Raw genomic sequence first — 24,174 nt, 5'->3', positions numbered from 1 at the left:
GAAATGGCGAAAAAAGAAATTTTAATTATTAAATCTAATGGACCTCTCAAGGGTGAGGTGAGCATATCGGGTGCGAAAAATTCAGCACTTCCTATTCTTGCTGCCTGTGTTTTAGGTACAGAAGAGATAATATTAGATGGAGTTCCTGAGCTTAAGGACGTAGAAATAATGGTGGAAGTCTTAAAGCATTTAGGCAGTGAGGTTAAATACCTAGATCAAAACACTTTAAGTATTAATTCCGCAGGTATAAACACTTGTGAAACACCTTATGAACTAATGGATAAAATGAGAGCGTCCTTTGTAGTTATGGGTCCACTTTTATCAAGATTTCATGCTGCCCATACCAAGGCACCAGGAGGTTGTAATATTGGAAGCCGTCCAATCGACCTTCATTTAAAAGGCTTCGAAGCCCTAGGAGCAGTAAATACTGTAAATGATGATGAAATTGCCATCGTTGCAAAGAATGGTCTTGTAGGTACAGAGATATACTTAGATTTTCCATCTGTTGGTGCTACTCAAAATATAATGATGGCTGCTTGCCTAGCAAAGGGAAAGACAACCTTAGAAAATGCTGCAAAAGAACCAGAGATAGTCGATCTTGCATCTTTCCTTTCAAAGATGGGAGCAAATATTAAGGGTGCAGGAACATCTACAATTGTAATCGAAGGTGTAGAAAAACTTACTGGTACTCGCCACACTATTATTCCTGATAGGATAGAGGCAGCTACCTATATGACAGCTGCAGCTATGACTAGGGGAGATGTTCTAATAAATAATGTTATCGGTTCTCATATCAGACCTGTTATAGCAAAACTTGTAGAAATGGGTGTTGATGTAGAAGAAATTGAGGATGAGGATAAGATAATAGTCAAGGCTCCAAAAAGACTAAAGTCAACTAATATTCAAACTCTCCCATATCCAGGTTTTCCAACAGATGCTCAGGCGCAATTCATGGCTCTTATGACAGTCTGTGAGGGAGAAAGTAGGATTCAAGAAACTGTTTTTGAAAATAGGTTTATGCATGTTGAAGAACTTATGAAAATGGGAGCTGTAATAGCTACATCTGGTAATAGGGCAACTATAGCAGGTGTTAAACAACTTCATGGTGCAGATGTAAGAGCAACCGACCTTAGAGCTGGCGCTGCCCTTGTTATGGCAGGTCTTGTTGCTAAGGGTACAACAAGAGTCTTTGATATATATCACATAGATAGGGGATATTCAAACCTAGTTGATAAATTGACCAAGCTTGGTGCCGATATAAAGAGAGTAACGGTAGATTAATAATGAAATTAGAAGGCATAGTAACTAACATTAGGTATAGGAATGATAAGAGTGGATATAGCGTAATGACGCTTGAAACTCTTGATTCTGATATAACTATTGTTGGAATTATGCCCTTTTTTAATGAAGGCGACAGGATAGAAGTTGAAGGTGAATTTACCTACCATTATAAATATGGTGAGCAAATAAATGTAAAAAACGTTAGACTTAAAAAACCTTCCGACAAAGAATCTATAATAAAATATCTTTCTAGTGGTAATATCAGAGGGGTAGGCAAGAAGACGGCTGAGGCAATTTATGCTGTTTTTGGCAATGAGTCTTTAGATGTTTTATATAAAAATCCTGATAAACTTTTGAAGGTTGAGGGCATAGGTAGAAAGAAGTTAGGAGATATAAAATTATCTGCAGAAGAAACAAGAGATTCAAGGAGGAGTTTGGAATTTCTCCAAGGTCTTAGAATTTCTTATAACTTAGCGATGAAAATTTATAATAAGTATGGTGAAAATACAGTTGATATTGTTAAATCCAATCCTTATAAACTAATAGAAGATATTAAAGGAATCGGTTTTACAATGGCAGATAGTTTAGCTAGAAACATGCAAATGGAGATAAATTCTGCCTTTAGGATATCAGCTGGTCTTACTTATGTAATTGAAAACGAGGCCGATTTTAACGGTCACACTAGCCTTGAGATGTCATACCTCATTGATGAAGCATCTAAACTTTTAAAAGCTGATAAAAATTTAATAGAAGATCAAATCCAAGAAGATTTATTATCTGGAAAACTGGAACTTGTAGAAATTGAGGGCAAATCTTACGTTTATTCCAGAAGTCTTTACAAGGCTGAAAAATCTGTTGCAATGTCGCTTGCAAAAAAAATAAGTGAAGCTTATATTTTCGATGTAGAAATAAATGAAGATTTAAGGGCTTATTCTGATGAGCAAAAAGAAGCGATTGAAGGTGCTTTTGCCAATATGCTTTTAGTTATAACAGGAGGGCCAGGCACAGGTAAAACTACAATAATAAACGCTATTACAACTATCCTAGAAAAAAATGGTTTATCCTTTGCCCTAGCTGCACCAACAGGCAGGGCTGCTAAGCGTATGCAAGAAGCTACTGACAGCGAAGCTAACACTATCCATAGGCTAGTGGGTATTAGGCCAGATATGCCAATAGCTGAATATAATGAAGAAAATCCAATTGAAAAAGACTACATAATAGTAGATGAAATGAGCATGGTTGATATTTTCCTTATGAAAAATTTACTAGATGCTGTTGGAGAATCTACAGCTCTAATCTTAGTTGGAGATAGTGATCAGCTACCATCTGTGGGTCCTGGAAATGTTTTATCTGATATTCTAGATTCGCCTGCAAAATCAATTAGACTTAAAAAAATTTTTAGGCAGGCAGGAGAGTCAAATATTATAATAAATGCCCACAGGATAAACGAAGGCAAATACCCGGTATTGAATCAACCGAATAAGGATTTTTTCTTTATAGATACAAGTGGAGAAGACTTTAACAAAGATTTATTGGGTTTGATAAAGGATAGGTTGCCAAAATTTTATAAGTTTGACCCTGTAAAGGATATAGAAGTTCTTGCCTTATCAAGAAAGACAAGTTGGGGAGTAGATTCAATTAATAAATCTATCCAAGAAGTCATAAATAAAGAAAAATTATTTCTAAAGATAAACGACAGGCTCTTTAAACTTCATGATAAGGTTATGCAAATAAGAAATAACTATGATTTAAAGGCCGTAAACAACGTTGCAAATGATGATGGGGTTTATAATGGTGATATTGGTATCATAATTAATATTGATACAAATGAGGAGAGTATCAAGGTAGAATTTGATGATGGGAAAATAGTTAAGTACAAAAAAGAAGATGTAAAAGACTTAGATTTATCCTATGCTATCACGGTTCATAAGTCGCAAGGCTCTGAGTTTAAGTGTGTAATCATTCCAATGATGCAAGTTGCACCTATGCTATTAACCAGAAACCTACTTTACACTGCTGTGACTAGAGCAAAAAAGCTTGTTATTTTGCTAGGGGATAAGCGTAATATAAAAAAAATGGTTGACAACAATAGGTCAAATGACAGAAATTCAAATCTTTCTTATTGGATAAGTGAAATGGAGAAAATCCTTGCTGATTAATTATTTATTTTTAGATAAAAATACCTGCATCTTTTGCAAGAGCGAATACATCTATAAGTATGGACTTTGTAGGGATTGTTTTGATAAATTAGACTATGTAGATAATAAATTTCTAGTTGGAGATTATGATTGTTATTCTATTTACTTTTACAATGAATTTTTCAAAAGAGTTATCGGTCTTTATAAGTTTGAAAGAAAGACGGAATTTTCAAAATTATTCTCAAAGATGATTTACAACTATGGGATAGAGAAAAATATTTTTGATGTAGATTATATTTTGCCTGCTCCATCTTCAAGAAAAACTTTACTACATAGGGGATTTGACCATATTAGGATGATTACTGATGATTTTATCGAAAAAATAGGACCAGTTTATCTTGATGGATTTTCAAAAATTAAGGATACCAAGGCTCAGCATGATTTAGGTAAGGAAGATAGGTCTAAAAATCTAATAGGTGCTTTTAAATTGGACAAAGATCTGACTGGAAAATCGGTTTTGATAATAGATGATCTTGTTACGACTGGCAATACTTCATTAGAGATTATAAAAGTTTTAGAAAAAGCGAATGTAAAAGATATAAAGATCCTAACCCTAGCATCTGAAAGAAGGGTACTATAAAAGCCAAGAAATCATTTGATTTCCTGGCTTATTTTTATGCTTGACAGGCTTCATTTTCCTTCATAAATTCATATATTTTGATTGCAAGAGCCATTTCGATTCTTTTTCTAAATAGCTTGCATGAATAATCGTGGGTGTGGTTTAAATCGCCTGTAGCATTGTAGTTATTTGCTGCACAGCCTCCAGAACAGTACATGCTTGCCCAACATTCCCTACATTCTGATTTTGAATAGCAATTGCAGGTCTTAAATTGGTTTACAAGGTCTTTATTTTTCACTCCTTCAAAAATATTTCCTATTTTAAACTCATCGTTACCTACAAATTGGTGGCAAGGGTAGAGGTCTCCAGTTGGAGTTACTGCCATGTATTCTGTTCCTGACCCACAGCCTGATAGCCTCTTGTGGATGCAAGGACCATTTTCAAGGTCAATCATATAGTGGTAGAAGATAAATTTATCGTCTTTGTCTATTGCTTCCATCATCATATCTGCAAGTTTTTCGTATTGGTCAAAAAGAATAGGAAGATGTTCTTCCTTTAGGGCGTATTCATTATCAGAGCTGCCTACAACTGGCTCAAGCGAAGTACGTTTGAAACCAAGGTCTAGGTAGGTTTTGATATCTTCTGTAAAGTCTAAGTTGTTTGCTGTATAGGTACCTCTCATGTAGTATTCCTTATCGCCACGTTTTTCGACTAACTTTTGAAATTTTGGAACGATTAGGTCAAAAGAACCAGTACCTGCGAGAGTTTTTCTAAAGTGGTCGTGCTTATCTTTTCTGCCATCTAGGGATAATACAACATTTTTCATATTTTCATTCAAATAATCGATAGTATCGTCATTTAATAGGAGGCCATTTGTAGTTAGGGTGAAGTTAAAGTGTTTATTAAATTCTTCTTCCTTGCTTCTTGCGTAATCAACTGTATATTTTACAACGCCAAGATTCATTAAAGGTTCACCACCGAAAAAGTCAATGTCGAGGTTGTGATGTCTACCAGAATTTTCTAGTAAAAAGTCAATTGCTCTTTTGGCAACTTCCTTAGTCATGATTGCATCTGGTCCATGGTACTTTCCACCCTTGGCAAAACAGTAATCGCAAGTGAAGTTACAGGTGTGGGCAACATTTAGGCAAAGCGCCTTGATATTGGTTGGTCTTTTTGTAACATCTATAGCCAGGTCCTTAAAATTATCTTCGGTGAAAAGTTGACCTGTAGAAATTAAGTCACAAACCTCATCAAAAGCTGCCTTAAGCTCCTTATCGCCTAGGTTGTATTTATTTTTTATGTTGGTTTTAAGTTCTTCAATTTCTATATTCTTATAATTTTCAATAATATCGTAGGTAACGTCATCAACTAAGTGAACCGACCCACTGTATATGTCTAAAACAATATTAAAACCCTTAGCTTTATATTGGTGTATCATAAAATCTCCTTCATATGTAAAATCCTTAATATTATACTTATCTACTAGGATTATAAAAGTATTAAATAGAAAAAACTTACCTACATAAATGTAAGTAAGTCATTAAATAGAGATCTTCCTATTTATTTTCTTTTTTGCTAACACATTCTTGGTTGGCAACTCCGCAAGATGTTTTACAAGCAGATTGGCAAGATGTTTGGCATTCGCCGCAACCACCATCTTTTTGGCTCTTGTGAAGATTTCTTGTGTTAAGTGTAAGTATTCTTTTCATATTAAAATCTCCTTATCGATAAGAATTTCTTATTCAACTAATATATTAACAGTTTTCATCCATTTTGTCAATCAAGACTGCAATAGAAGTACCATCAAGATTTAGCTTTATATTGTTTTTTTGTAGGTTTTCCATATTCTCTAAGACCTTAGAATCGATAAGCTCCCCAGGCGCTAGGATTGGAATTCCAGGTGGGTAGGCGTAGGTAAAATTACTAGCGACTCTTCCTATAGAATTTTTCATATCAATTAATTTTGCTTGCTTATCTATGGCCTCATATAGGTCGTAAACTTTTTTAGGGTTGTGGTAGGTAAATTTGAAAGAATTTTCAGATTTGTTTATGGTCTCATCAATTTTTATTAGGGCATTTTTAAGCCTTATAAAGCCCTCAACAGTATCATATATACTTGCTATTAATAAAGCATAGGAAGGGTAGGTCATTTCTATTTCGATTTTTTCCTTTTTTAATAAGTCTCCTAGGGTTTTTCCATTTATATTAGTATTTTTAGTTGAAATTAATATTTTTGACCTGTCTTTATTGGTTGAATCATATAAGCTTAAGTTTTTTAATTTTATTTTATAAAGATCTCTAAGTCTAGGCTTTAATTCTTGATTCAAATTTTCTAATTCACTTATATTTTCAAAAATATAAGCAATTGATTGTAAAATTAGGTAGGAAGGAGATGAAGTTTGAAAGATGGCCATGGCAAACCTCAAATCTTTTATCATAGTGTCATCGTTAACTAAAACTGCAGCTCCTGGAGTGAGGGCCGGTAGGTTTTTATGAAAGGAAGTTATGGCTATATCAAAGGCATTTTTATATGCTCCTGTTAAAAATAAGTGAGACCCGTGCGCCATATCTAAAATTAGTTTTGCTTTGTATTTTTTACATATATTGTAAATTTTTTCTATATCTAAAATATATCCCTCATAAGATGGTGAAGTCACCACAACAGCCGAGTAGGTTTTATTTTTTAATTTATCTTCTAAGTCTTCAAAAGAAATATCGACTATAGCTCCGATATCATTTGTCTTTACGCCAAGGTAGTCGACTTTTAACTTATTAATTAGGCAAGCATTGTAAACTGCCTTGTGGGATGACCTTTGGATTAGGATATTTTTATTATTTTGGCTTATGGCTCTAATGCTAACTAAGATTCCAGTAGTAGACCCATTTGTAGAAATTATCGCATCTTTTACAGCGTATATTTCTGCAATTTTCTTTTCCATTTCGACAAAAACTTCTTTGGGGTCATTTAGGTTATCAAGCCCATCTATTTCTGTAAAATCTCTTCCGTAGCCAAGTTTTGGATTTAAAAGCTTTGACCTCTTGTGACCTGGCATGTGGAAGGGATAGTAATTTTCTTTAAGGTAATCGTCAATAATTTTATTTAACATATGTCCTCCACTAATATTATAGCTTAACTTAAAAATTTTGTAAGGTAAATTATTCTTTTGGGTGTATGATAAGTCTAGGTGATAAAATGGAAAATAAATTTATTAGAATAATAAAATCAATAATTATATTTTTGCTTTTTGTTGTTGTATTTGCAGCTGGTTTTCTTTTATTAGGTTTTTTTAAGGGCCAAAATATTGATAATCCTTTAGCTGATATAGTAGGGCAAAAAGATGAGTCTTTAATTTTGCTTGCAGGTGTTGATTCAACTGGTGAAGATACAGGGACAAGGACAGATACCCTCATGCTTATTAAGGCTAATAGTAAAGATAATTCGGTAGATATGATTTCTATTCCAAGAGATTCCTATGTATCTATAAACGGAAAAATGGATAAGATTAATGCAGCCCACTCTTATGGTGGGATTGATTTAACTATGGATGTTGTTAGGAATTTCTTAGGCATTAACTTGGATAAATACATGGTCATATCTTTTGAAGCTGTTATTAAGGGAATTGATGCACTTGGTGGTATGGATGTAGATGTAAGCGATAAAGTCGGTGCTGCTATGGGTATAAGCCCGGGAGTCCACAAGATGACAGGAGATCAAGTGCTTAGTTATGTAAGATTTAGGAAAGGCTATCAAAATGCTGATCTTGGAAGGATTAATACCCAACAGGATTTTCTAAAGCAATTCATAAAAGAATCCAGCAAGATAGAAAATTTGCCAAAACTACCTAAAGTTTATCAGGCTATGAAACCATATATTAAAACAAACATGAGTCTTAAAGAACTATCATCACTTGCCATGAAATTTAAATCAGTCGATTCATCAAAATTAAATTCGGTAAGGCTTGAGGGTGAGGGTTTTAATATGGGAGGCATCTCATATTATAAAATTTATCCAGAGTCAATAGAAAATATAAGGACTACTTACTTAAATTCATTTTTAAGAAATTAGGAAATGGGTATAATAGATATGTATAAGATGGAGGAGATATGGATATTAAATCATTAATAAGAGTAATAGAAGATTACCCGGAAAAGGGCATATCCTTTAAGGATATAACAACCCTATTAAAAAATAAGGATGGTTTTAGAGAAACCATAGACTTATTAGAGCAAAAACTTCAAGGCTATGACTTTGATTATATAGCAGGTGTTGAATCTAGAGGCCTAATCTTTGGTGCACCCCTAGCTGATAGATTAAACAAGGGGTTCATTCCAATAAGAAAACCTGGGAAACTACCTGGTGAAATTGAAAAAGTTAGCTATGATTTAGAATATGGTACAAATGAGTTAGAAATTCATAGAGATGCCCTTAAAAAGGGTGATAAGGTTGTAATTATCGATGACCTTATAGCTACAGGTGGGTCTGCAAAGGCTGCTGCTAAACTAGTGGAAGCTATAGGCGGAGATGTAGTATGCTTTGAATTTTTAATTGAACTAACATCTCTAAAGGGCAGGGAAGTTCTAAAGGACTATGATGTTATATCTATAGTTGAATACGATCATTAAACTAAAAACAAAGAGATTTCAAATTGAAATCTCTTTTTAAATGCTTGAATTTACGAGCCCTTACATAGATAAAAAAATAAATATTTGCATTAAATAGTTTAAAATTACACTTGAAATGGTCGTAGGACAACGTATAGTACTATTAAGGTCAGAGATGGTCAAAGAAATAAGATGGAGGTAGATATGCAATATAGGGATTATTATGAAGTACTAGGAGTTGATAAAAAAGCTAGTGCTAATGAAATAAAAAAAGCTTATAGGAAGCTAGCAAAAAAATACCACCCAGACCTTCATCCAGATGATGAAAGTGCAAATAAAAAATTTACAGAAATAAATGAGGCTTACGAGGTTCTATCAGATCCAGAAAAGAGAAACAAGTATGACACCTTTGGTGCTAATGCGAACTTCTCTGGTGGACAAAATTTTGACCCAAGAGATTTTGGTTTTGATTTTTCTAACTTCGGTAATGGCTCTTACACATATACAAGTTCAAATGGTTCAGGTTTTTCAGACTTTTTTGATACACTTTTTGGCGGCTTTGGAAATACTTCTTCAAGAAAAGCTCAAGGCTTTGGAGGTTTTAATCAAGGATTTGGAAGTGGATTTAGTAAAAAAGCAAAGACTAAACTAGATACTGAAGTTAGTATTTCAATCGACGAAGCTATCAAGGGTACAACAAGAAAAATTTCCGTAAAAACTGAAGCCGGTATAAAAGATATAGAAGTTAATATTCCAGAGGGAATTAAGAATAGAAACAAGATTAAAATTGATGGCTCCAAATACGGATTAAATGCTGATATATATGTCTGTGTAAAGATAAAAGAAACAGAAGATTTAAAACTAGATGGAATTGACTTTATTAAAAAAGTAAAGATTAGTCCTTGGGATGCTTATTTTGGGACAAAGAAAAAAATATCAACCATAAAAGGCAATATCTTAGTAACAATTCCAGAGAAAATCACTTCTAATAAGAAAATTAGACTTAAGAATCTTGGTTATACTGATAGGAAAAATCAGACAGGAGATTTAATCCTAGAAGTTTTGATAGAAAATCCAGACCTAAACGAAGAACAAGTAGAATTATACAAAAAACTAAAAGAAATCGAGGGATAATATGGACAACAACAAATTAACACAAAAATCAATCGAAGCTATCAATAACGCAAATTCAATGGCAATTAAAGATGCTAACCCAGAAGTAAATGAATTTCACTTAGCCCTAAGCTTAGTCGATAGCCCAAGCTCCTATGTATCAATGGTCCTATCCAAAATGGGAGTAGATGTAAATGCTTATAAAAAGAAAATTGAAGATAAGGTAGAAAATTTGCCAAAACAATCAGGTAATGCTAATACTTACCCATCTCAAGTCTTTCAAAGGATATTTTTAAAGGCTGAAGATGAGGCAGATGCTATGGGAGATTCCTTCATTTCTGTGGAACACATCTTTCTTTCCTTACTTAAGGAAAATACTGAAATGTCACCAATCAATAAGGAATTTAACATTTCTTATAAGGTTTTCAAAGACTATGTCTTAAAAGTCAGAAATGGTCAAAAAGTTACTACTGATAATCCGGAAGAAACTTCAAACCCACTTGAAAAATTCGGCAGAGACTTAACACAAGAGGCAAGGGATGGAAAAATTGACCCAGTTATCGGTAGGGATGCAGAAATTAGAAATGCTTTAAGGATCCTATCTCGTCGTAAGAAAAATAACCCAGTTTTGATTGGTCAGCCAGGTGTTGGTAAAACAGCAATTGTAGAAGGTCTTGCTCAAAGAATTGTAAATAACGATGTGCCAGAACCTCTACAAGGCAGGAGAATTTTCTCCCTTGATATGGGTGCTTTAGTTGCAGGTGCGAAATATAGGGGACAATTTGAAGAAAGACTAAAGGCAGTAATTGAAGAAGTCAAAAAATCTGATGGTCAAATTATAATGTTTATCGATGAAATCCACACTATTGTAGGTGCTGGCAAGTCCGAAGGTGCTATGGATGCATCAAATATTATGAAACCAATGCTTGCTAGGGGAGAAATCAAGGTAATCGGTGCAACAACCTTAAATGAGTACAGGGAATATATCGAAAAAGATGGAGCTCTTGAGAGAAGGTTCCAGAAGGTAATGGTAGAAGAGCCAAGTGTTGAAGATACAATTTCAATCCTAAGAGGTATTAAGGAAAAATATGAAATCTTCCACGGCATTAGAATTCAAGATTCGGCAGTAATAGCTGCAGCAGAATTATCTGATAGGTATATTTCTGATAGGTTTTTGCCAGATAAGGCGATAGATCTTATGGATGAGGCTTGCGCAACTGTAAGGACTGAAATTGATACTATGCCAGCCTATCTTGATGAGCAAAAGAGAAAGCTTCTTCAACTTCAAATAGAAATTACAGCCCTTAAAAAAGAGGAAGATGATTATTCTAAGAAGAGACTAGCTGATCTTGAAAAAGAACTAGCAGATCTTTCAGATACCTTTAATGAGGATTTCCTAAAATGGAAAGAACAAAAATCTGCTATTGATGATGTAAAATCAATCAAGGAAGAGATAGACAAGGTTAAGGTAGAAATCGACCAAGCAGAAAGAAACTATGATTTTGAAAAACTTTCCGAATTAAAGTACGGCAAGCTAGCTGAGCTTGAAAATAAATTAAAAGAAGCTAGTTCAACTAATAATGACGAATCTTCCATCAAAGAGGAAGTGACAGATGAAGATGTGGCAGATGTTGTATCTAGTTGGACAAATATTCCAGTTTCAAAATTGGTTGAAACAGAAAGGACAAAGATTCTCCACCTTGGTGAGACTTTACACGAAAGGGTAATAGGCCAGGATGAAGCAATTAAGGCCGTTTCTGATGCGATAATTAGAGCTAGGTCAGGATTAAAAGAACAAAACAGACCTATAGGTTCCTTTATCTTCTTAGGTCCAACAGGTGTTGGTAAGACAGAGCTTGCAAAGACATTAACAGAAGCGATGTTTGATGATGAACATAATATGATTAGGATAGATATGAGTGAATATATGGAAAAATATTCTGTATCCAGACTAATCGGTGCCGCTCCAGGTTATGTTGGCTACGAAGAAGGCGGCCAATTAACAGAGGCAGTTCGTAGAAAACCATATTCAGTTATTCTTTTTGATGAAATCGAAAAGGCTCACCCAGATGTATTTAATATTTTGTTACAAGTATTAGATGATGGAAGATTGACAGATAGTCAAGGTAGGACTGTTGATTTTAAAAATACTATAATCATTATGACATCAAATATCGGTTCAGAATTCTTGATAGATGGTCTAAATAAAGATGGTACAATCAAAGAAGAAAATCAAAAGAAAGTAGATGAAGTCCTAAGACGTTCATTTAAACCAGAATTCTTAAATAGGATTGATGATATTGTAATGTTCACACCACTTACAAGCGATCAAGTTTATAAAATCATTGACCTACAAATTGATAATATTAGGAAGAGACTAGCTGATAGGGATATCAAACTAGAGATTACACCAGCAGCTAAGGAATATATTCTAGCCAATTCTTATGATGTAGAATATGGTGCTAGACCTGTTAAGAGATACCTACAAAGGAATGTAGAAACAAAACTTGGTAAGTTAATTATTGAAGGAAAAGTAGCTGATAGGGATACAGCAATTCTTGACCTTGTTGATAATCAATTAGAGTTTAAAACTAAATAGCTAAGAATAGATAAGTAGAATTAATAACGGAGTAATTTAATAGATTGCTCCGTTTTTGTTTTGGCTATTTTGTGCGATTTTATACTATATGTAGTAAAACGAGAAAATAGACCACTATATATAGTATAATTTATTTTACTTTAGAAAAGAAATATGGTATGATTATAGTGTAATTTCGGAGGTAAAAATGTTACAGGTTATTAAAAGAGATGGGACTAAAGTCGATTTTAATAAAGATAAGATTACCATAGCTATTGAAAAAGCCATGCACTCCCCAAGTGGTATTTATGTGGAAGGTCAGGCAGCAGAAATAGCTAGTGAAATCGAGGAGAGATCTAAAAATAAAAGAGAAATCTCTATCTATGAAATCGAAGATTTAGTCTACTATAAACTAATAGATAGAAAAAATCCTGCTACAGCTAAATCCTACGAGTCATATAAGTCAGTTCAGGCTTATAAACGTGAGCAAAATACATCTGACGATGAAATAATCGGTCTTTTAAATCAAACTAACATAGATGTAATGGATGAAAACTCAAATAAAAATCCAATCATTGCTTCAACTCAGAGGGATCTAATAGCAGGTGAGGTAGCTAAGGATATTGCAAAAAGAAAGCTTATCCCACTAGATTTAGTGGAAGCCCATGATTCAGGTGCTATTCACATCCACGATCTTGATTATCTAATCCAACCAATTTTCAATTGCTGTTTGGTAGATATGAAAGATATGCTTGATAATGGAACAGTTGTAAATGAAAAGATGATTGAATCACCAAAATCTTTCCAGGTAGCATGCAATGTAATGACTCAAATTATAGCTCAGATTGCATCAAACCAATACGGTGGACAATCTATTAATATTGCGTGCCTAAGTCCTTACTTAGAAAAGTCTTTCGAAAAGAATTTAAAACTCGCAAGTGAAATTTTAAAAGACGATGACCAAGCCAAAAAGATGGCAGATGCCCTTACCCAAAGAGATTTGGAAAGCGGTATCCAAACCATCCAATATCAAATAAATACCTTAATGACTTCAAATGGTCAATCACCTTTTGTTACACTTTTCATGCACACTGATGAAAACGATCCTTACCTTGATCAAACTGTTGAGATTATTAAAGAAATCTTAAAACAAAGAATCCAAGGTATCAAAAACGATCAAGGCGTATATGTAACACCAGCTTTTCCAAAGTTGATTTATGTTCTTGATGAAAACAATATAAATCCAGATTCTAAATATTTCGACCTAACTAGTCTTGCAGCTAAGTGTACTGCAAAAAGAATGTATCCTGATTATATATCAGCTAAAAAGATGCGTGAAAACTACGAAGGCAATGTGTTTGCTCCAATGGGCTGCAGGGCTTTCCTTCCACCTTACAAAGATAAGTATGGAGAATACAAGTTTGACGGTAGGTTTAATATGGGAGTTTGTACAATCAACCTTCCACAAATTGGAATTTTGGCACACGGAGATGAAAAATTATTCTTTGAAATATTAGAAAAAAGACTTGACCTTGTAAAAAGGGTAGGGATTCTGAGATATGATCACCTTGCCAAGGTTACAAGCGATTCTTCTCCAATCCACTTCCAACACGGTGCTATCGCAAGACTTAAAAAGCATGAATCAATAAAACCACTGTTAGAAAATGGCTATGCTACAGTTACAATTGGCTACATTGGAATATATGAGGCCACAAAATTAACTATAGGAGAAAGCCATACTACAAAGAGGGGCCATGACTTTGCCATGAAAATTATGGAAATGTTAAATGACAAGAAAAAGGAATGGTCAGAAGAATACGGTATTGCATTTGCTGTTTACGGCACACCTGCTGAGAGCTTAACCCATAGGTTTGCATCTATAGATAGGGAAAGATTTGGCGATATAAAAGATGTTACAGACAAGGGATATTACACAAATTCCTTCCATGTAGATGTTAGGGAGAATATTTCTGTATTTGATAAGTTTGACTTCGAATCAGAATTCCAAAAATTATCTACAGGTGGATGTATTTCCTATGCGGAAATTCCAAATATGACTAACAATATTGAAGCAGTTCTAACTATGATTGAGTATATTTACGACCACATTCAATATGCTGAGTTTAATACTAAGAGCGATTATTGTGGCAATTGTGGTTATGATGGTGAGATTCTTCTTGATGATAACAACCAATGGTATTGTCCAAATTGTGGCAACCACGATAGGGCAACTCTCACAGTTGTAAGAAGAACTTGTGGTTACCTTGGTGAAAATTTCTGGAATGAAGGAAGAACTAAGGAAATAAAAGCAAGAGTGCTCCATATATGAACTATGCACAAATAAGAAAATATGATGTAGCAAATGGTCCTGGTATCAGGACCACTTTTTTCCTCACAGGTTGTGATAGAAATTGCCCAAATTGTTTTAATACTGACTATATGGATTTTAATCATGGCAAAAAATGGGATGAAGAGGCTGAAAAAGAAGTGATTTCTTACCTAAAACTCAATCAAGTAGAGGGGCTTACAGTACTTGGAGGAGAGCCATTTGAAAATCCCGTTGGTCTTTTACAAGCCCTTAGGAATATAAAAAAAGAAGTCAGTAAGTCAATTTGGGTTTATTCCGGTTTTGTCTATGATGATTTAGTTAATATTTCATTAGCTAGGGAAATTCTTGAAGAAATTGATGTCCTAGTTGATGGAGAATTTATTGAAGAATTAAAAGATTTAAGCCTTAAATTTCGAGGATCTTCTAATCAAAGAGTAATTGATGTAAAGAAATCTTTGGAAAATAATGAAGTAGTCATTTTAAATGGGTATAAATAGATAAAGATAAATTAGGAGGAAGAAATGATAAATCAAAATAAAAGATCAGGTGCAGCAGGGATACTTATTGCAATAATAGCTGTTATTGTAATTGGCTTATTGATGATTGTACCAACCTATAATAGACTTGCAGGCAGTAATGAGAATGTAAATCAAGCTTATGCCCAGGTACAAAACGTTGTTCAAAGAAGAGCAGATTTAATACCAAATCTTGTAAACACAGTAAAGGGTTACACTGACCATGAAGCAGACACCCTAACAAAGGTGACCAATGCCAGAGCTGGAGTTCAAAATGCAACAAATCCAAAAGAACTTGCAGAGGCAAACGACCAACTTACAAGAGCTATTGGCGATATTAATGTTGTTGTAGAAGCTTATCCAGACCTAAAAGCTGATAGTCAATTTGTCCAATTAATGGATGAATTAGCAGGAAGTGAAAATAGGATATCTACAGAAAGAAAGAACTACAACGAGGCTGTCCAAGTTTATAATACTGATATTAGGAGATTTCCAACTAATTTAATAGCGAAATTCACAGGTTATAAACCAGCTGAATACTTCAAGGCAGATGCAAGTGCACAAGAAGCACCAAAGGTAAACTTTGGCAATTAAGATTATTACTAGAAAAGACTAAGGAGTTATTATGGGAAAGGCAAGATTCAAAAAGCTTTGGCTATTACTAATAATTTTTTTCTGCCTTTTTCAATCCAAGACATACGCAAGCATACCGTCACCAACGGATAATTATTACCTCGATAAATTGAATCTTCTAGATGAAGCCACCAAGGAAAATATCAACAAAACTAATAAGCAGTTAGAGGATAAGACAGGAAGCCAAGTTGTGGTAATGACATTACCTAATCCAGATGATCTTGAAGGTAATTATTATGGCACAGAAATTTTTAATGCTTGGAAGATAGGAGATCAGGAAAAAGACAATGGTGTTCTGATTTTGCTATCGATGTCTAAGCAAAAGGGTCATAACCAAATAAATATCATTACAGGCTATGGTATAGAAGGTAGGCTGAATGATGGTAAAATTGGTAGAATAATCGATAATTTTATGCTTGATAGGCTTAGGGATGGAGCTTACTCCCAAGCCCTTAATGAAGGATTTAACGCTGTTGTTGGCGAAATAGCAGCAGAATATGATGTAAAACTAGAAAAAGATTATACAAGTTACCAAAACAACCTATCGAATGAAAATTCAGAAGATGGCTTATCACTTAAGACAATATTCATCTTGTTAATTATTTTTATAATAGTCTCATCAATTATAAATAGAAATAATTACTTTGGTGGAGGAGGTGGGGGCGGCTTCAGAAGAAGACGTTACACCTATCCAAGATTTGGTCCGGGATGGTCATCTTGGGGTGGCTCTAGCTTTGGAGGAGGTTCATCCGGTGGCTTCGGTGGAGGATTTTCGGGTGGTGGAGGTTCATCTGGTGGTGGCGGTGCTGGAAGAAGTTTTTAAGGAGAATAAATGAAAGGATACGTAGCTAGTCATTTTTTTAATGATGCAATGTTTAGGTGGACAGAAGATTTGGCCCAATATATAGAAAATAATACATCGCTTGAACTTTATGTTCCACAAAGAAATGCAGATATAAACGATAAGAAAAATAACGATGCGATAATTACTGATATAAAAATATCTCAGGCTGATACTGCTCATCTTAAGGAAGCTAATATCTTAATTGCAAATCTTGACGGATTAACAATCGATGATGGAGTAGCAGCTGAGATTATGGCCCATGGCGTTATGAGAGAACTTGAATTAGACCATGGAATAGATTTTCCAAGGATGATTATCGGGATAATCACAGATATGAGATATCTTGGTACAGGTGAGAATAAACTCTATAGAAACCTGATGGTTGTTGGAAAAGTAAAGGAGCATGGCCACTTGGTAGTTGGTTACGCAGGTGATGACTCATTTAAGAAAGAAGTTGTAGATTGTATAAATAAATTTATGGCAGAAAATTAATTTTAATTTAAAAGGTGATGCTTAAGAATAAAAAAACTATTCTTCGCATCACTCTTTTTTAAAATAAATCGCCCTTATTATAGACCATATCCCAAAATTTAAGCTCATAAGTTAAACAATTTTTAAAAATTTCTATTAAAGCATCCATTTTTTCTTTTGTCATTTCTTTGCTGAGTTCATTGATTTCATTAACTGTCCCATCTACATATGAAAGATAAACCGGATCAAGGTATCCTGTTATAAATTTCCCGTAAACTTCGTGGTTTTTGGCTTGAGGATTAACCCTGTCTATGTGCCTAAAAATATTGACATACCCCAGATCACAAGCCATAAGCACCATTAATATTTCTTCATAACCACCTAGTATGGATTGGGATATTCTGTAATTTGAATAGGAAAGGTTGGTTAGGTTTGCTTGTCGATTTTCGATTTCTTTTATATCTATGTCAAAATCTTTCATAAGGCCACGGTGGATTGCCATTTCATTTTCCATACAATTGTTTATGAGATAGGCAAACTTTCTGATTATTTCCTTATTATTAGTCTTTGCAAGACCTATGGCAAAAATCTTCACGTGCTCCCATAGGTAAATGTAGTCTTCTTCAAGATAGTATTTGAATCTTGATATTTCAAGGTCACCCCTTATTAAACCCTCTATGAAGGGGTGGTTATAAAGGTCTTGCCAGATGTCTCTTGTTTGTTCATATAAGTAGTCAATAAATTTCATAAGTCCTCCAATACCTAAATCATACCCGTTTTTACTTTAAATTTTCCATAAAGCTGATATAATATAATTAACAATTAAATATCTCTTTTGTATTCGGGGTGCCAAGTGCTGAGATTATACCCGCTAACCTGATAAACTTAGTAGTTTCGTAGGGAAATAAAAAGCGATTTCAACTCTTTTTTCCGAATATAAGAAAAAAGAGTTTTTTAATTAAAAAAATTTCGAAATTAGGAGAATAAGATGAAAGCAAAATTTGACGGATTAGCCAATAAGTACGATCAATGGTTTATGGAAAATGAAAATATGTATTTAACAGAGTTAAATGTTGTAGAAATGGCTCTTAAAAGTGTCAACACAGAAAAATCTCTTTCAGTAGGTTGTGGAAGTGGTTTATTCGAAGTTTCTTTAAAAGATAGGGGGCTTACAATCACTGATGGTTTGGAACCTTCAAAAGATATGGCTGAAATAGCTGAAAAAAGAGGATTAAATGTAAAAATTGGAATAATTGAGGATGCAAAATTAGAAGATGAATACTATGATTGCATTTACCTAAATGGTTCATCAACTTATATAGAAGATTTGGAAAGCGCCTACAAGACTGTTTACAAAGCCCTAAAACCAGGTGGACACATTGTCGTAATAGATGTTCCTAAGGAAAGTTCCTTCGGTATCCTTTATCAATTTGCAGCTCATGCAAAAACTTTTGATTTAGCAAATTTTGAGGGAATTTTACCAAAATCACCATACCCAATTGAACTTGTTACAAATACAGTCATGACAACAACTCCACATAAACGTGATGTACTTAAAAAGGTTGGTTTTAAAGATTTTAAATTTTATCAAACCCTAACCACAGATCCTGCTTATTCTGATGATTATGTAGAAGAAGCCCAAGAAGGCTATGATAAGGGATCTTATGTTGCAATAGTTGGTCAAAAATAGAATTATAGTCCCATTTTTATTATTTTAAATATGGTATTAAATTTATTACTCTTTAAATTATAAACACTTGAAAAAGGCGAGGATTTATTCCTCGCCTATTTTAAAATATTTATTTTATTTTTGGTACAAGTTTAGTTACTATAAAATACAACAAGATGTAGTTTATGATTCCGTCTATTAAAACTTTTATAAAACGTGTGGCTAACATAACTTTATAAGGATTGTTAAATAGCTGGCTTAACCATAGTGTATTTAAGAACATATGGCAGATATAAAATACAAAAAATACCATAAGGCCTATTTGCACCTTCAAAGAAATATTTTTTCTTTTACCATATACTGTAATAAGTCCTGGAATTAGACCAGTCAAAACAGATACCAAGGTAAATCCAAAGTGTGGTGTGCCTCCAGCGTTTATAGCAACACCTATTAAGTCAGCAGCAAGTCCAGCAAGGGCACCAGGAAGTGGGCCTAGGATAATACCTGCTAGCATTAATGGCAAGTGGCCAAAAGAAAACTTAATTGAAGGTGTGATGAAAATACCAAAAAATCTTGAAAAGATAATTGATAAAGCTGTAAGCATTGCAGCCTTCACGAGTGAATCAACACTAATTTTTTTATTCATTTTTTCCCCTTTCTATCAGAGGTCAGCGGTTGCGATAAAGAATCGGAAGTTTCGTCTGGAAACAACAACCCATTTTCCAGCACTAATCGCTCTTTATCTACTCTGATATGTTAATTATAAACTATTTGAGGAAAATTTCAAAATTTTAATCCGGATTTATATTGAAGCCTTGATCCATAAGGGTTTTAAACATTTTATTTCTATTTTTTACAATACTTCCTTGCTTTTTAGGGATTTGGCTAGAAAAGGATTCACTTTTTCTACCAGAATCTCTTAGATCATAATAGGTTGTCATTTCCTCATCGTATTCTTTGATTAAATCGAGGTAAGAATCATAAATCTTATAGGAATTTTCGAAAGTTTTTAAGTTTATATCAAGTCTTGGTTTTATTTGTGGATTTTGGTTTGGAACTCCAAAACCGACCCCAACAGCAGGATATGTTAATTTTGGCATCTTTAATATTTCGATAACTTTCTTTGTACCGTTATGGATATTGCCAAAATAATTCGCTCCAAGACCCAAAGATTCAACTGCTATTGTCAAATTTTGGGCTGCTATAATTGCGTCAGTAAAGCCTTGGATAAATTTATCAAAGCTTATCATTGTATCATTTTCTAGTCCTAATTCCCTAGCTATTTCGTAGTTTCTTTTTAAATCTACAATGAAAATCCAAAGTTCTGTCGCCCTTGCCATGTAGGCCTGGTTACCATTTTCTGCTAATTTTTTCTTTATTTCTGAATTGGTAACCCTAATTATCGACATATTTTGCATGCCATTTGATGATGCAGACATGTTAACTACATCAAGTAGGGTTTTTATTGTAGGCTCGTCTATTATTTCACCAGTAAATTCTCTAATTGTCCTGTGATTTAATTGATTTTTAATTGTTTGGTTCATCTTTATCTCCTTTCTTAATTTATACCCAAAGGAGTATAATAAACCTAGGAGAAGTTATGAAAATAAGGACATCTGTTAGAAACTTAATTGAATTTGTAATGAGGTCTGGTGATATTGATAACAGGTTTAGGGACAATACCAGGATGATAGAAGGTATCAGGGCCCATCAAAAAATTCAAGCTAAGTATGATAAGACTTATAAAAAAGAATATAAACTTAAGAATACCACTTCCTATAAGGATGTAGTTTTTGAGGTTGAAGGTAGGGCAGATGGGCTTGGCAAAAAAGATGGAATTTACTTAATAGATGAGATTAAGTCTACATCAAGAAAACTCGATGATTTAGACGGTGATAACAAACTCCATTGGGCTCAGGCTATGTGCTATGCTTATTTTTATGCTCTAGATAAGTCGCAAGGTCAGATGATTATTTCTTTAACTTATGTGTCGGTGGATGATTACAAGGCAAGGATATTCGAAAAATCTTTTACTTTTGAAGAGCTTAATGAGTTTTATTTTAAGCTGTTGGATGAATATATAATATTCTCAAAAATTTTGGCAACTAATAAAGAAAAAAGAGATATATCTATAAAAGACTTGGATTTCCCATATAAATCTTATAGGAAAGGCCAGAGGAAGATGGCTGTGGCAGTTTATACTGCAATTTTGGATGAGAAAAATTTATTTGTGGATGCGCCTACGGGGATAGGAAAGACAATTTCTGCAATATTTCCTACTATAAAATCCATGTCAGAGAGTCTGACAGACAAGGTTTTTTATCTTACAAGCAAGAACACCATAGCCAACGAAGCTTTAAAAACTCTTAATCTTCTTAAAAATAAGGGACTTTTTGTAAAAGCTCTCCACATAACAAGTAAGGAAAAAATTTGCTTAAATGAAGAAGTATCATGCAACCCTGTCGATTGTCCTTATGCTAAGGGTCACTTCGATAGGGTTAATGATGCATTAAAAGATATTTTAGAGAATGAAAATATCATAGATTATGATATAATTGTTGAGTATGCGAAAAAGTATATGGTTTGTCCCTTGGAATTTGAGCTTGATATAAGCCTTTATTCAGATTTTATTATTTGTGATTATAACTATGTTTTTGATCCAAATGTATTTTTGAAGAGGTTTTTTGAGGAAGTTATAGATTCCTATGTATTTTTGATAGATGAAGCTCACAACCTTTTAGATAGAACTAGGGATATGTATTCCTATTCTTTTAAAGATACCACATTCACATCATTAATTGAACTTTTAGATGAAAAGAAGGATAAAAAGTTAAGAAAAAAGTTAGGACAAATTGTCGATGATTTTTATAAGCTGGGTGAAATCAGCAAAAGGGAGTATCATTTTACAAGTGACTATATAGACGCTTTAGATAAGGACTTATTATCTTTAAGCAAAATAATGGAGAGATTTTTGGTAGAAAAAATTGACCATGATGCTTATGATTTAGTTCTTGACCTTTACTTTGAAATAAATAAGTATTTGAAAATCTCAGATTATTTTACTGAGGGTTTTTATAATGTGATTTCTTATGACTCAGAAAGTATGGAGAGAAGCTTTGAGATAAAGTGTGTTGATCCGAGGGAAGTACTTAAAAATAAATACAAACTCGCTAGGTCTGCTATATTTTTCTCGGCAACCCTATCGCCTATGACTTATTTTGTGAAGGCTTTGGCAGGAGAAGAATCACTAAAATTGAGATTAGAAATGCCTTTTAATCAGGATCATCTTTTGATTTTGAAGAAAAATTTATCCACTAGGTATAGGGATAGAAATAGAAACCTTGCCTTGGTAGCAGAAGCTATTAACGAATTTGTTACTTGCAAAAAAGGTAATTATTTTATATTTTTTCCATCATATTCTTATATGGAAGATGTGGCAGAATATTACAGGGATAACTTTACTAATGATATACTTAATCAAGAAAGAATTATGACAGGCGAATCTAGGAGCGAATTTCTAAATGAATTTACCTACGAATCTAACAAGGTCGGTTTTCTTGTTCTTGGTGGGATTTTTTCTGAAGGCGTTGATCTAATCGGTGATAGACTTATTGGGTCTATGATTATCTCAGTTGGAATGCCTGGTGTGTCAAAGGAAAGAGATTTGATTAAGTATCATTTTGACAAAGAAGGTTACAATGGATTTGACTATTCCTATACCTATCCTGGCCTAAATAAGGTATTTCAGGCTGCTGGCAGGGTTATAAGAGGGGAAGAAGATAGGGGAATAATCTATCTTTTAGATGATAGGTATTCTTGGCAAAAATATATTAATCTTTTCCCTAAACATTGGACAAATCAAGTAATGGTTAATAATAAACAAGAATTTGAACAAATTATAAATAAATTTTGGAGTATAGATGAAGAAAAGACCGACTAAAGATATAAAAATCACTCAGATGAAATATCCAAATATTTCGATTGGTTTTGATGATAATGATAGAAAAGTTGAATTTAAAGGTGGACTCTTGGGGCAAACTGTAAGAGTTAAGGCAGGCAAGAAAAACAAGGATAGGATAAAAGCAAAATACATAGAACTCCTTGAAGAATCAAAGCTTGAAAACGCTAGGGAATTTTGTCCACAAGCAGCAATTTGTGGTGGTTGTGCTTACCAAAAACTTGCCTATGAAACCGAACTTATGCTTAAACACGGCATGATAAAAGACCTATTTAAAGATAACGGTATTGAATATAATAATGACATAAGCATAAATAGGTCACCGATAACAAGTGGATTTAGAAATAAGATGGAATACACCTTTGGTGATTCGATTAAGGGTGGACCTCTTGTTTTAGGCCTCCATAGAAAAAGAAGATTTTATGAAATAGTTGATTGTAAGAATTGCAATATTGTGGATTCTGACTTTAATACTATAAGGTCTAAGGTACAGGAATATTTTAGGGAAAAAGAAACAGACTTCTACCACAAAATGGCTAAGGAAGGGCTATTAAGGCATCTTGTCATTAGAAAAGCCATGCATACTGACCAAATCATGGTGATTTTGGTAACTACAAGTGATTCTACATTTGACGACACAAGACTTAGATTGTTTTTAAATATGTTATTAGATATAGATTTGGACGGCAGAATATTTTCAGTCTACCACGTCCTAAATGATTCTGTAGCAGATGCAGTAATACCAGAAAAAATCAAACTAATCTATGGCAAAGAATACATCACAGAAGAGATGATGGGTCTTCAATTTAGGATATCACCATTTTCCTTCTTCCAACCTAATGTATTTACTGCAGAAAAACTCTACCAAAAAGCCTTTGACTTGGCAGAAATTGATAAGACTATGGATGTTCTTGATCTTTATTCGGGAACAGGCACCATTACACAATTGATGGCAAGTGTTGCAAAGAGCGCAACAGGCATAGAAATAGTAGAGGAAGCGGTAGAAAAAGCAAAAGAAAATGCAAGAATAAATGGTCTTGATAATGTAAACTTTTTGTGTGGGGATGTTCTTGAAGAGATTGAAAAAGTTGGAAATAAGTATGATGTTGTAGTTCTAGACCCACCAAGAGCTGGAATTAGCCCAGCATCTCTAGAAAAAATCCTAAACATAGACTGCAAAAAGTTTGTCTACATCTCCTGCAATCCAAAAACCCAAATGGAAAATTTAAAAACCTTTATAGAAAAGGGATATGAAATAAAAGATTACGAAATCTATGATCAATTCCCTAATTCAAGACATTTGGAGGCTATAGCGTTGATACAAAAGATGTAAACTTAGAAATCCTGCATTTTAATGAGTTTATAAGCATTTTGTCTTCGATAAAGATGAAGAAGGATACGTCAAAAAGACTCAAAAAAACTAT

Annotated in this window: 21 protein-coding genes and 1 riboswitch; of the genes, 15 read left to right on the top strand and 6 right to left on the bottom strand. The window is 33.7% G+C overall.

Annotated elements, in window-relative coordinates; all coding sequences use genetic code 11:
* Positions 1-3 precede the first annotated feature (3 nt).
* From murA to HMPREF1630_RS07740, 3 genes are read left to right on the top strand one after another with little or no spacing between them, the layout of a single operon-like run.
* Positions 4-1,281 (top strand): UDP-N-acetylglucosamine 1-carboxyvinyltransferase, encoded by a 1,278-nt coding sequence (murA, locus tag HMPREF1630_RS07750; protein ID WP_037328566.1) that lies wholly within the window; start codon positions 4-6, stop codon positions 1,279-1,281.
* Positions 1,282-1,283: 2 nt separating this feature from the next.
* Positions 1,284-3,440, top strand: coding sequence for an SF1B family DNA helicase RecD2 (recD2, locus tag HMPREF1630_RS07745; RefSeq protein WP_037328565.1), 2,157 nt, complete (start codon positions 1,284-1,286; stop codon positions 3,438-3,440).
* Positions 3,430-4,059 carry an amidophosphoribosyltransferase gene (locus HMPREF1630_RS07740; protein WP_037328564.1) on the top strand — a complete coding sequence of 210 codons (630 nt, stop codon included), beginning with the start codon at positions 3,430-3,432 and terminating at the stop codon, positions 4,057-4,059. The genes recD2 and HMPREF1630_RS07740 overlap by 11 nt, the downstream gene beginning before the upstream one ends.
* Before the next feature lie 34 nt (positions 4,060-4,093).
* On the opposite strand, the gene scfB is transcribed toward HMPREF1630_RS07740, so the two are convergent.
* From scfB to HMPREF1630_RS07725, 3 genes are all read right to left on the bottom strand, one after another.
* Positions 4,094-5,476, bottom strand: coding sequence for a thioether cross-link-forming SCIFF peptide maturase (gene scfB, locus HMPREF1630_RS07735; protein WP_037328562.1), 1,383 nt, complete (start codon positions 5,474-5,476; stop codon positions 4,094-4,096).
* A 118-nt stretch (positions 5,477-5,594) separates the two neighbouring features.
* Positions 5,595-5,747 carry a six-cysteine ranthipeptide SCIFF gene (scfA, locus tag HMPREF1630_RS07730; protein ID WP_004828870.1) on the bottom strand — a complete coding sequence of 51 codons (153 nt, stop codon included), beginning with the start codon at positions 5,745-5,747 and terminating at the stop codon, positions 5,595-5,597.
* Between the two features lie 45 nt (positions 5,748-5,792).
* Positions 5,793-7,145, bottom strand: a complete 1,353-nt coding sequence (locus HMPREF1630_RS07725) for an aminotransferase class I/II-fold pyridoxal phosphate-dependent enzyme (RefSeq protein ID WP_037328559.1) — start codon at positions 7,143-7,145, stop codon at positions 5,793-5,795.
* Positions 7,146-7,231: 86 nt separating this feature from the next.
* Between HMPREF1630_RS07725 and HMPREF1630_RS07720 the strand changes: the two genes are divergently transcribed.
* The 9 genes from HMPREF1630_RS07720 (at position 7,232) to HMPREF1630_RS07680 (ending at position 17,144) form a co-directional block, all read left to right on the top strand.
* On the top strand, positions 7,232-8,104 hold the full coding sequence (locus tag HMPREF1630_RS07720; protein WP_037328557.1) for an LCP family protein: 873 nt from the start codon (positions 7,232-7,234) through the stop codon (positions 8,102-8,104).
* 38 nt (positions 8,105-8,142) lie between these two features.
* Positions 8,143-8,661, top strand: a complete 519-nt coding sequence (locus HMPREF1630_RS07715; protein WP_004828873.1) for an adenine phosphoribosyltransferase — start codon at positions 8,143-8,145, stop codon at positions 8,659-8,661.
* Positions 8,662-8,844: 183 nt separating this feature from the next.
* Entirely contained in the window at positions 8,845-9,774 is a 930-nt protein-coding gene (locus HMPREF1630_RS07710) for a J domain-containing protein (protein WP_037328555.1), read from the top strand.
* A gap of 1 nt (position 9,775) precedes the next feature.
* Positions 9,776-12,352 (top strand): ATP-dependent chaperone ClpB, encoded by a 2,577-nt coding sequence (clpB, locus tag HMPREF1630_RS07705; protein WP_037328553.1) that lies wholly within the window; start codon positions 9,776-9,778, stop codon positions 12,350-12,352.
* 187 nt (positions 12,353-12,539) lie between these two features.
* Complete coding sequence (gene nrdD / locus HMPREF1630_RS07700) at positions 12,540-14,660, top strand: anaerobic ribonucleoside-triphosphate reductase (RefSeq protein ID WP_037328551.1); 2,121 nt, start codon at positions 12,540-12,542, stop codon at positions 14,658-14,660.
* Positions 14,657-15,157: an anaerobic ribonucleoside-triphosphate reductase activating protein gene (nrdG, locus tag HMPREF1630_RS07695; protein ID WP_004828882.1), complete on the top strand. Its 501-nt coding sequence runs from the start codon at positions 14,657-14,659 to the stop codon at positions 15,155-15,157. The genes nrdD and nrdG overlap by 4 nt, the downstream gene beginning before the upstream one ends.
* A gap of 24 nt (positions 15,158-15,181) precedes the next feature.
* Positions 15,182-15,769: a LemA family protein gene (locus HMPREF1630_RS07690; protein ID WP_037328548.1), complete on the top strand. Its 588-nt coding sequence runs from the start codon at positions 15,182-15,184 to the stop codon at positions 15,767-15,769.
* A gap of 31 nt (positions 15,770-15,800) precedes the next feature.
* Positions 15,801-16,631: a TPM domain-containing protein gene (locus tag HMPREF1630_RS07685; protein WP_037328546.1), complete on the top strand. Its 831-nt coding sequence runs from the start codon at positions 15,801-15,803 to the stop codon at positions 16,629-16,631.
* Positions 16,632-16,640: 9 nt separating this feature from the next.
* Positions 16,641-17,144 carry a nucleoside 2-deoxyribosyltransferase gene (locus HMPREF1630_RS07680; protein WP_004828887.1) on the top strand — a complete coding sequence of 168 codons (504 nt, stop codon included), beginning with the start codon at positions 16,641-16,643 and terminating at the stop codon, positions 17,142-17,144.
* A gap of 58 nt (positions 17,145-17,202) precedes the next feature.
* Here the strand turns inward: HMPREF1630_RS07680 and tenA are convergent, their stop codons facing one another.
* Positions 17,203-17,871: a thiaminase II gene (gene tenA, locus HMPREF1630_RS07675; protein ID WP_037328545.1), complete on the bottom strand. Its 669-nt coding sequence runs from the start codon at positions 17,869-17,871 to the stop codon at positions 17,203-17,205.
* 240 nt (positions 17,872-18,111) lie between these two features.
* Between tenA and HMPREF1630_RS07670 the strand changes: the two genes are divergently transcribed.
* Entirely contained in the window at positions 18,112-18,813 is a 702-nt protein-coding gene (locus HMPREF1630_RS07670; RefSeq protein ID WP_037328543.1) for a class I SAM-dependent DNA methyltransferase, read from the top strand.
* 109 nt (positions 18,814-18,922) lie between these two features.
* Here the strand turns inward: HMPREF1630_RS07670 and HMPREF1630_RS07665 are convergent, their stop codons facing one another.
* Positions 18,923-19,438, bottom strand: coding sequence for a folate family ECF transporter S component (locus tag HMPREF1630_RS07665; RefSeq protein ID WP_037328541.1), 516 nt, complete (start codon positions 19,436-19,438; stop codon positions 18,923-18,925).
* Positions 19,439-19,459: 21 nt separating this feature from the next.
* Positions 19,460-19,545, bottom strand: a riboswitch (THF riboswitch).
* 38 nt (positions 19,546-19,583) lie between these two features.
* Positions 19,584-20,336: a nitroreductase family protein gene (locus tag HMPREF1630_RS07660; RefSeq protein WP_037328539.1), complete on the bottom strand. Its 753-nt coding sequence runs from the start codon at positions 20,334-20,336 to the stop codon at positions 19,584-19,586.
* A gap of 56 nt (positions 20,337-20,392) precedes the next feature.
* Here HMPREF1630_RS07660 and HMPREF1630_RS07655 point away from each other — a divergent pair, with 56 nt between their 5' ends.
* Together HMPREF1630_RS07655 and rlmD are read left to right on the top strand one after the other, a co-directional pair.
* On the top strand, positions 20,393-22,732 hold the full coding sequence (locus tag HMPREF1630_RS07655) for an ATP-dependent DNA helicase (RefSeq protein WP_037328537.1): 2,340 nt from the start codon (positions 20,393-20,395) through the stop codon (positions 22,730-22,732).
* Positions 22,713-24,083 carry a 23S rRNA (uracil(1939)-C(5))-methyltransferase RlmD gene (gene rlmD, locus HMPREF1630_RS07650; protein ID WP_037328535.1) on the top strand — a complete coding sequence of 457 codons (1,371 nt, stop codon included), beginning with the start codon at positions 22,713-22,715 and terminating at the stop codon, positions 24,081-24,083. The genes HMPREF1630_RS07655 and rlmD overlap by 20 nt, the downstream gene beginning before the upstream one ends.
* Positions 24,084-24,174: the final 91 nt, after the last annotated feature.

It is taken from the genome of Anaerococcus lactolyticus S7-1-13 (assembly GCF_000758765.1).
Lineage (GTDB): Bacteria > Bacillota > Clostridia > Tissierellales > Peptoniphilaceae > Anaerococcus > Anaerococcus lactolyticus.
The sequence above is the reverse complement of the archived record's forward strand: the minus strand, read 5'-3'. Positions and strand labels throughout refer to the sequence as shown.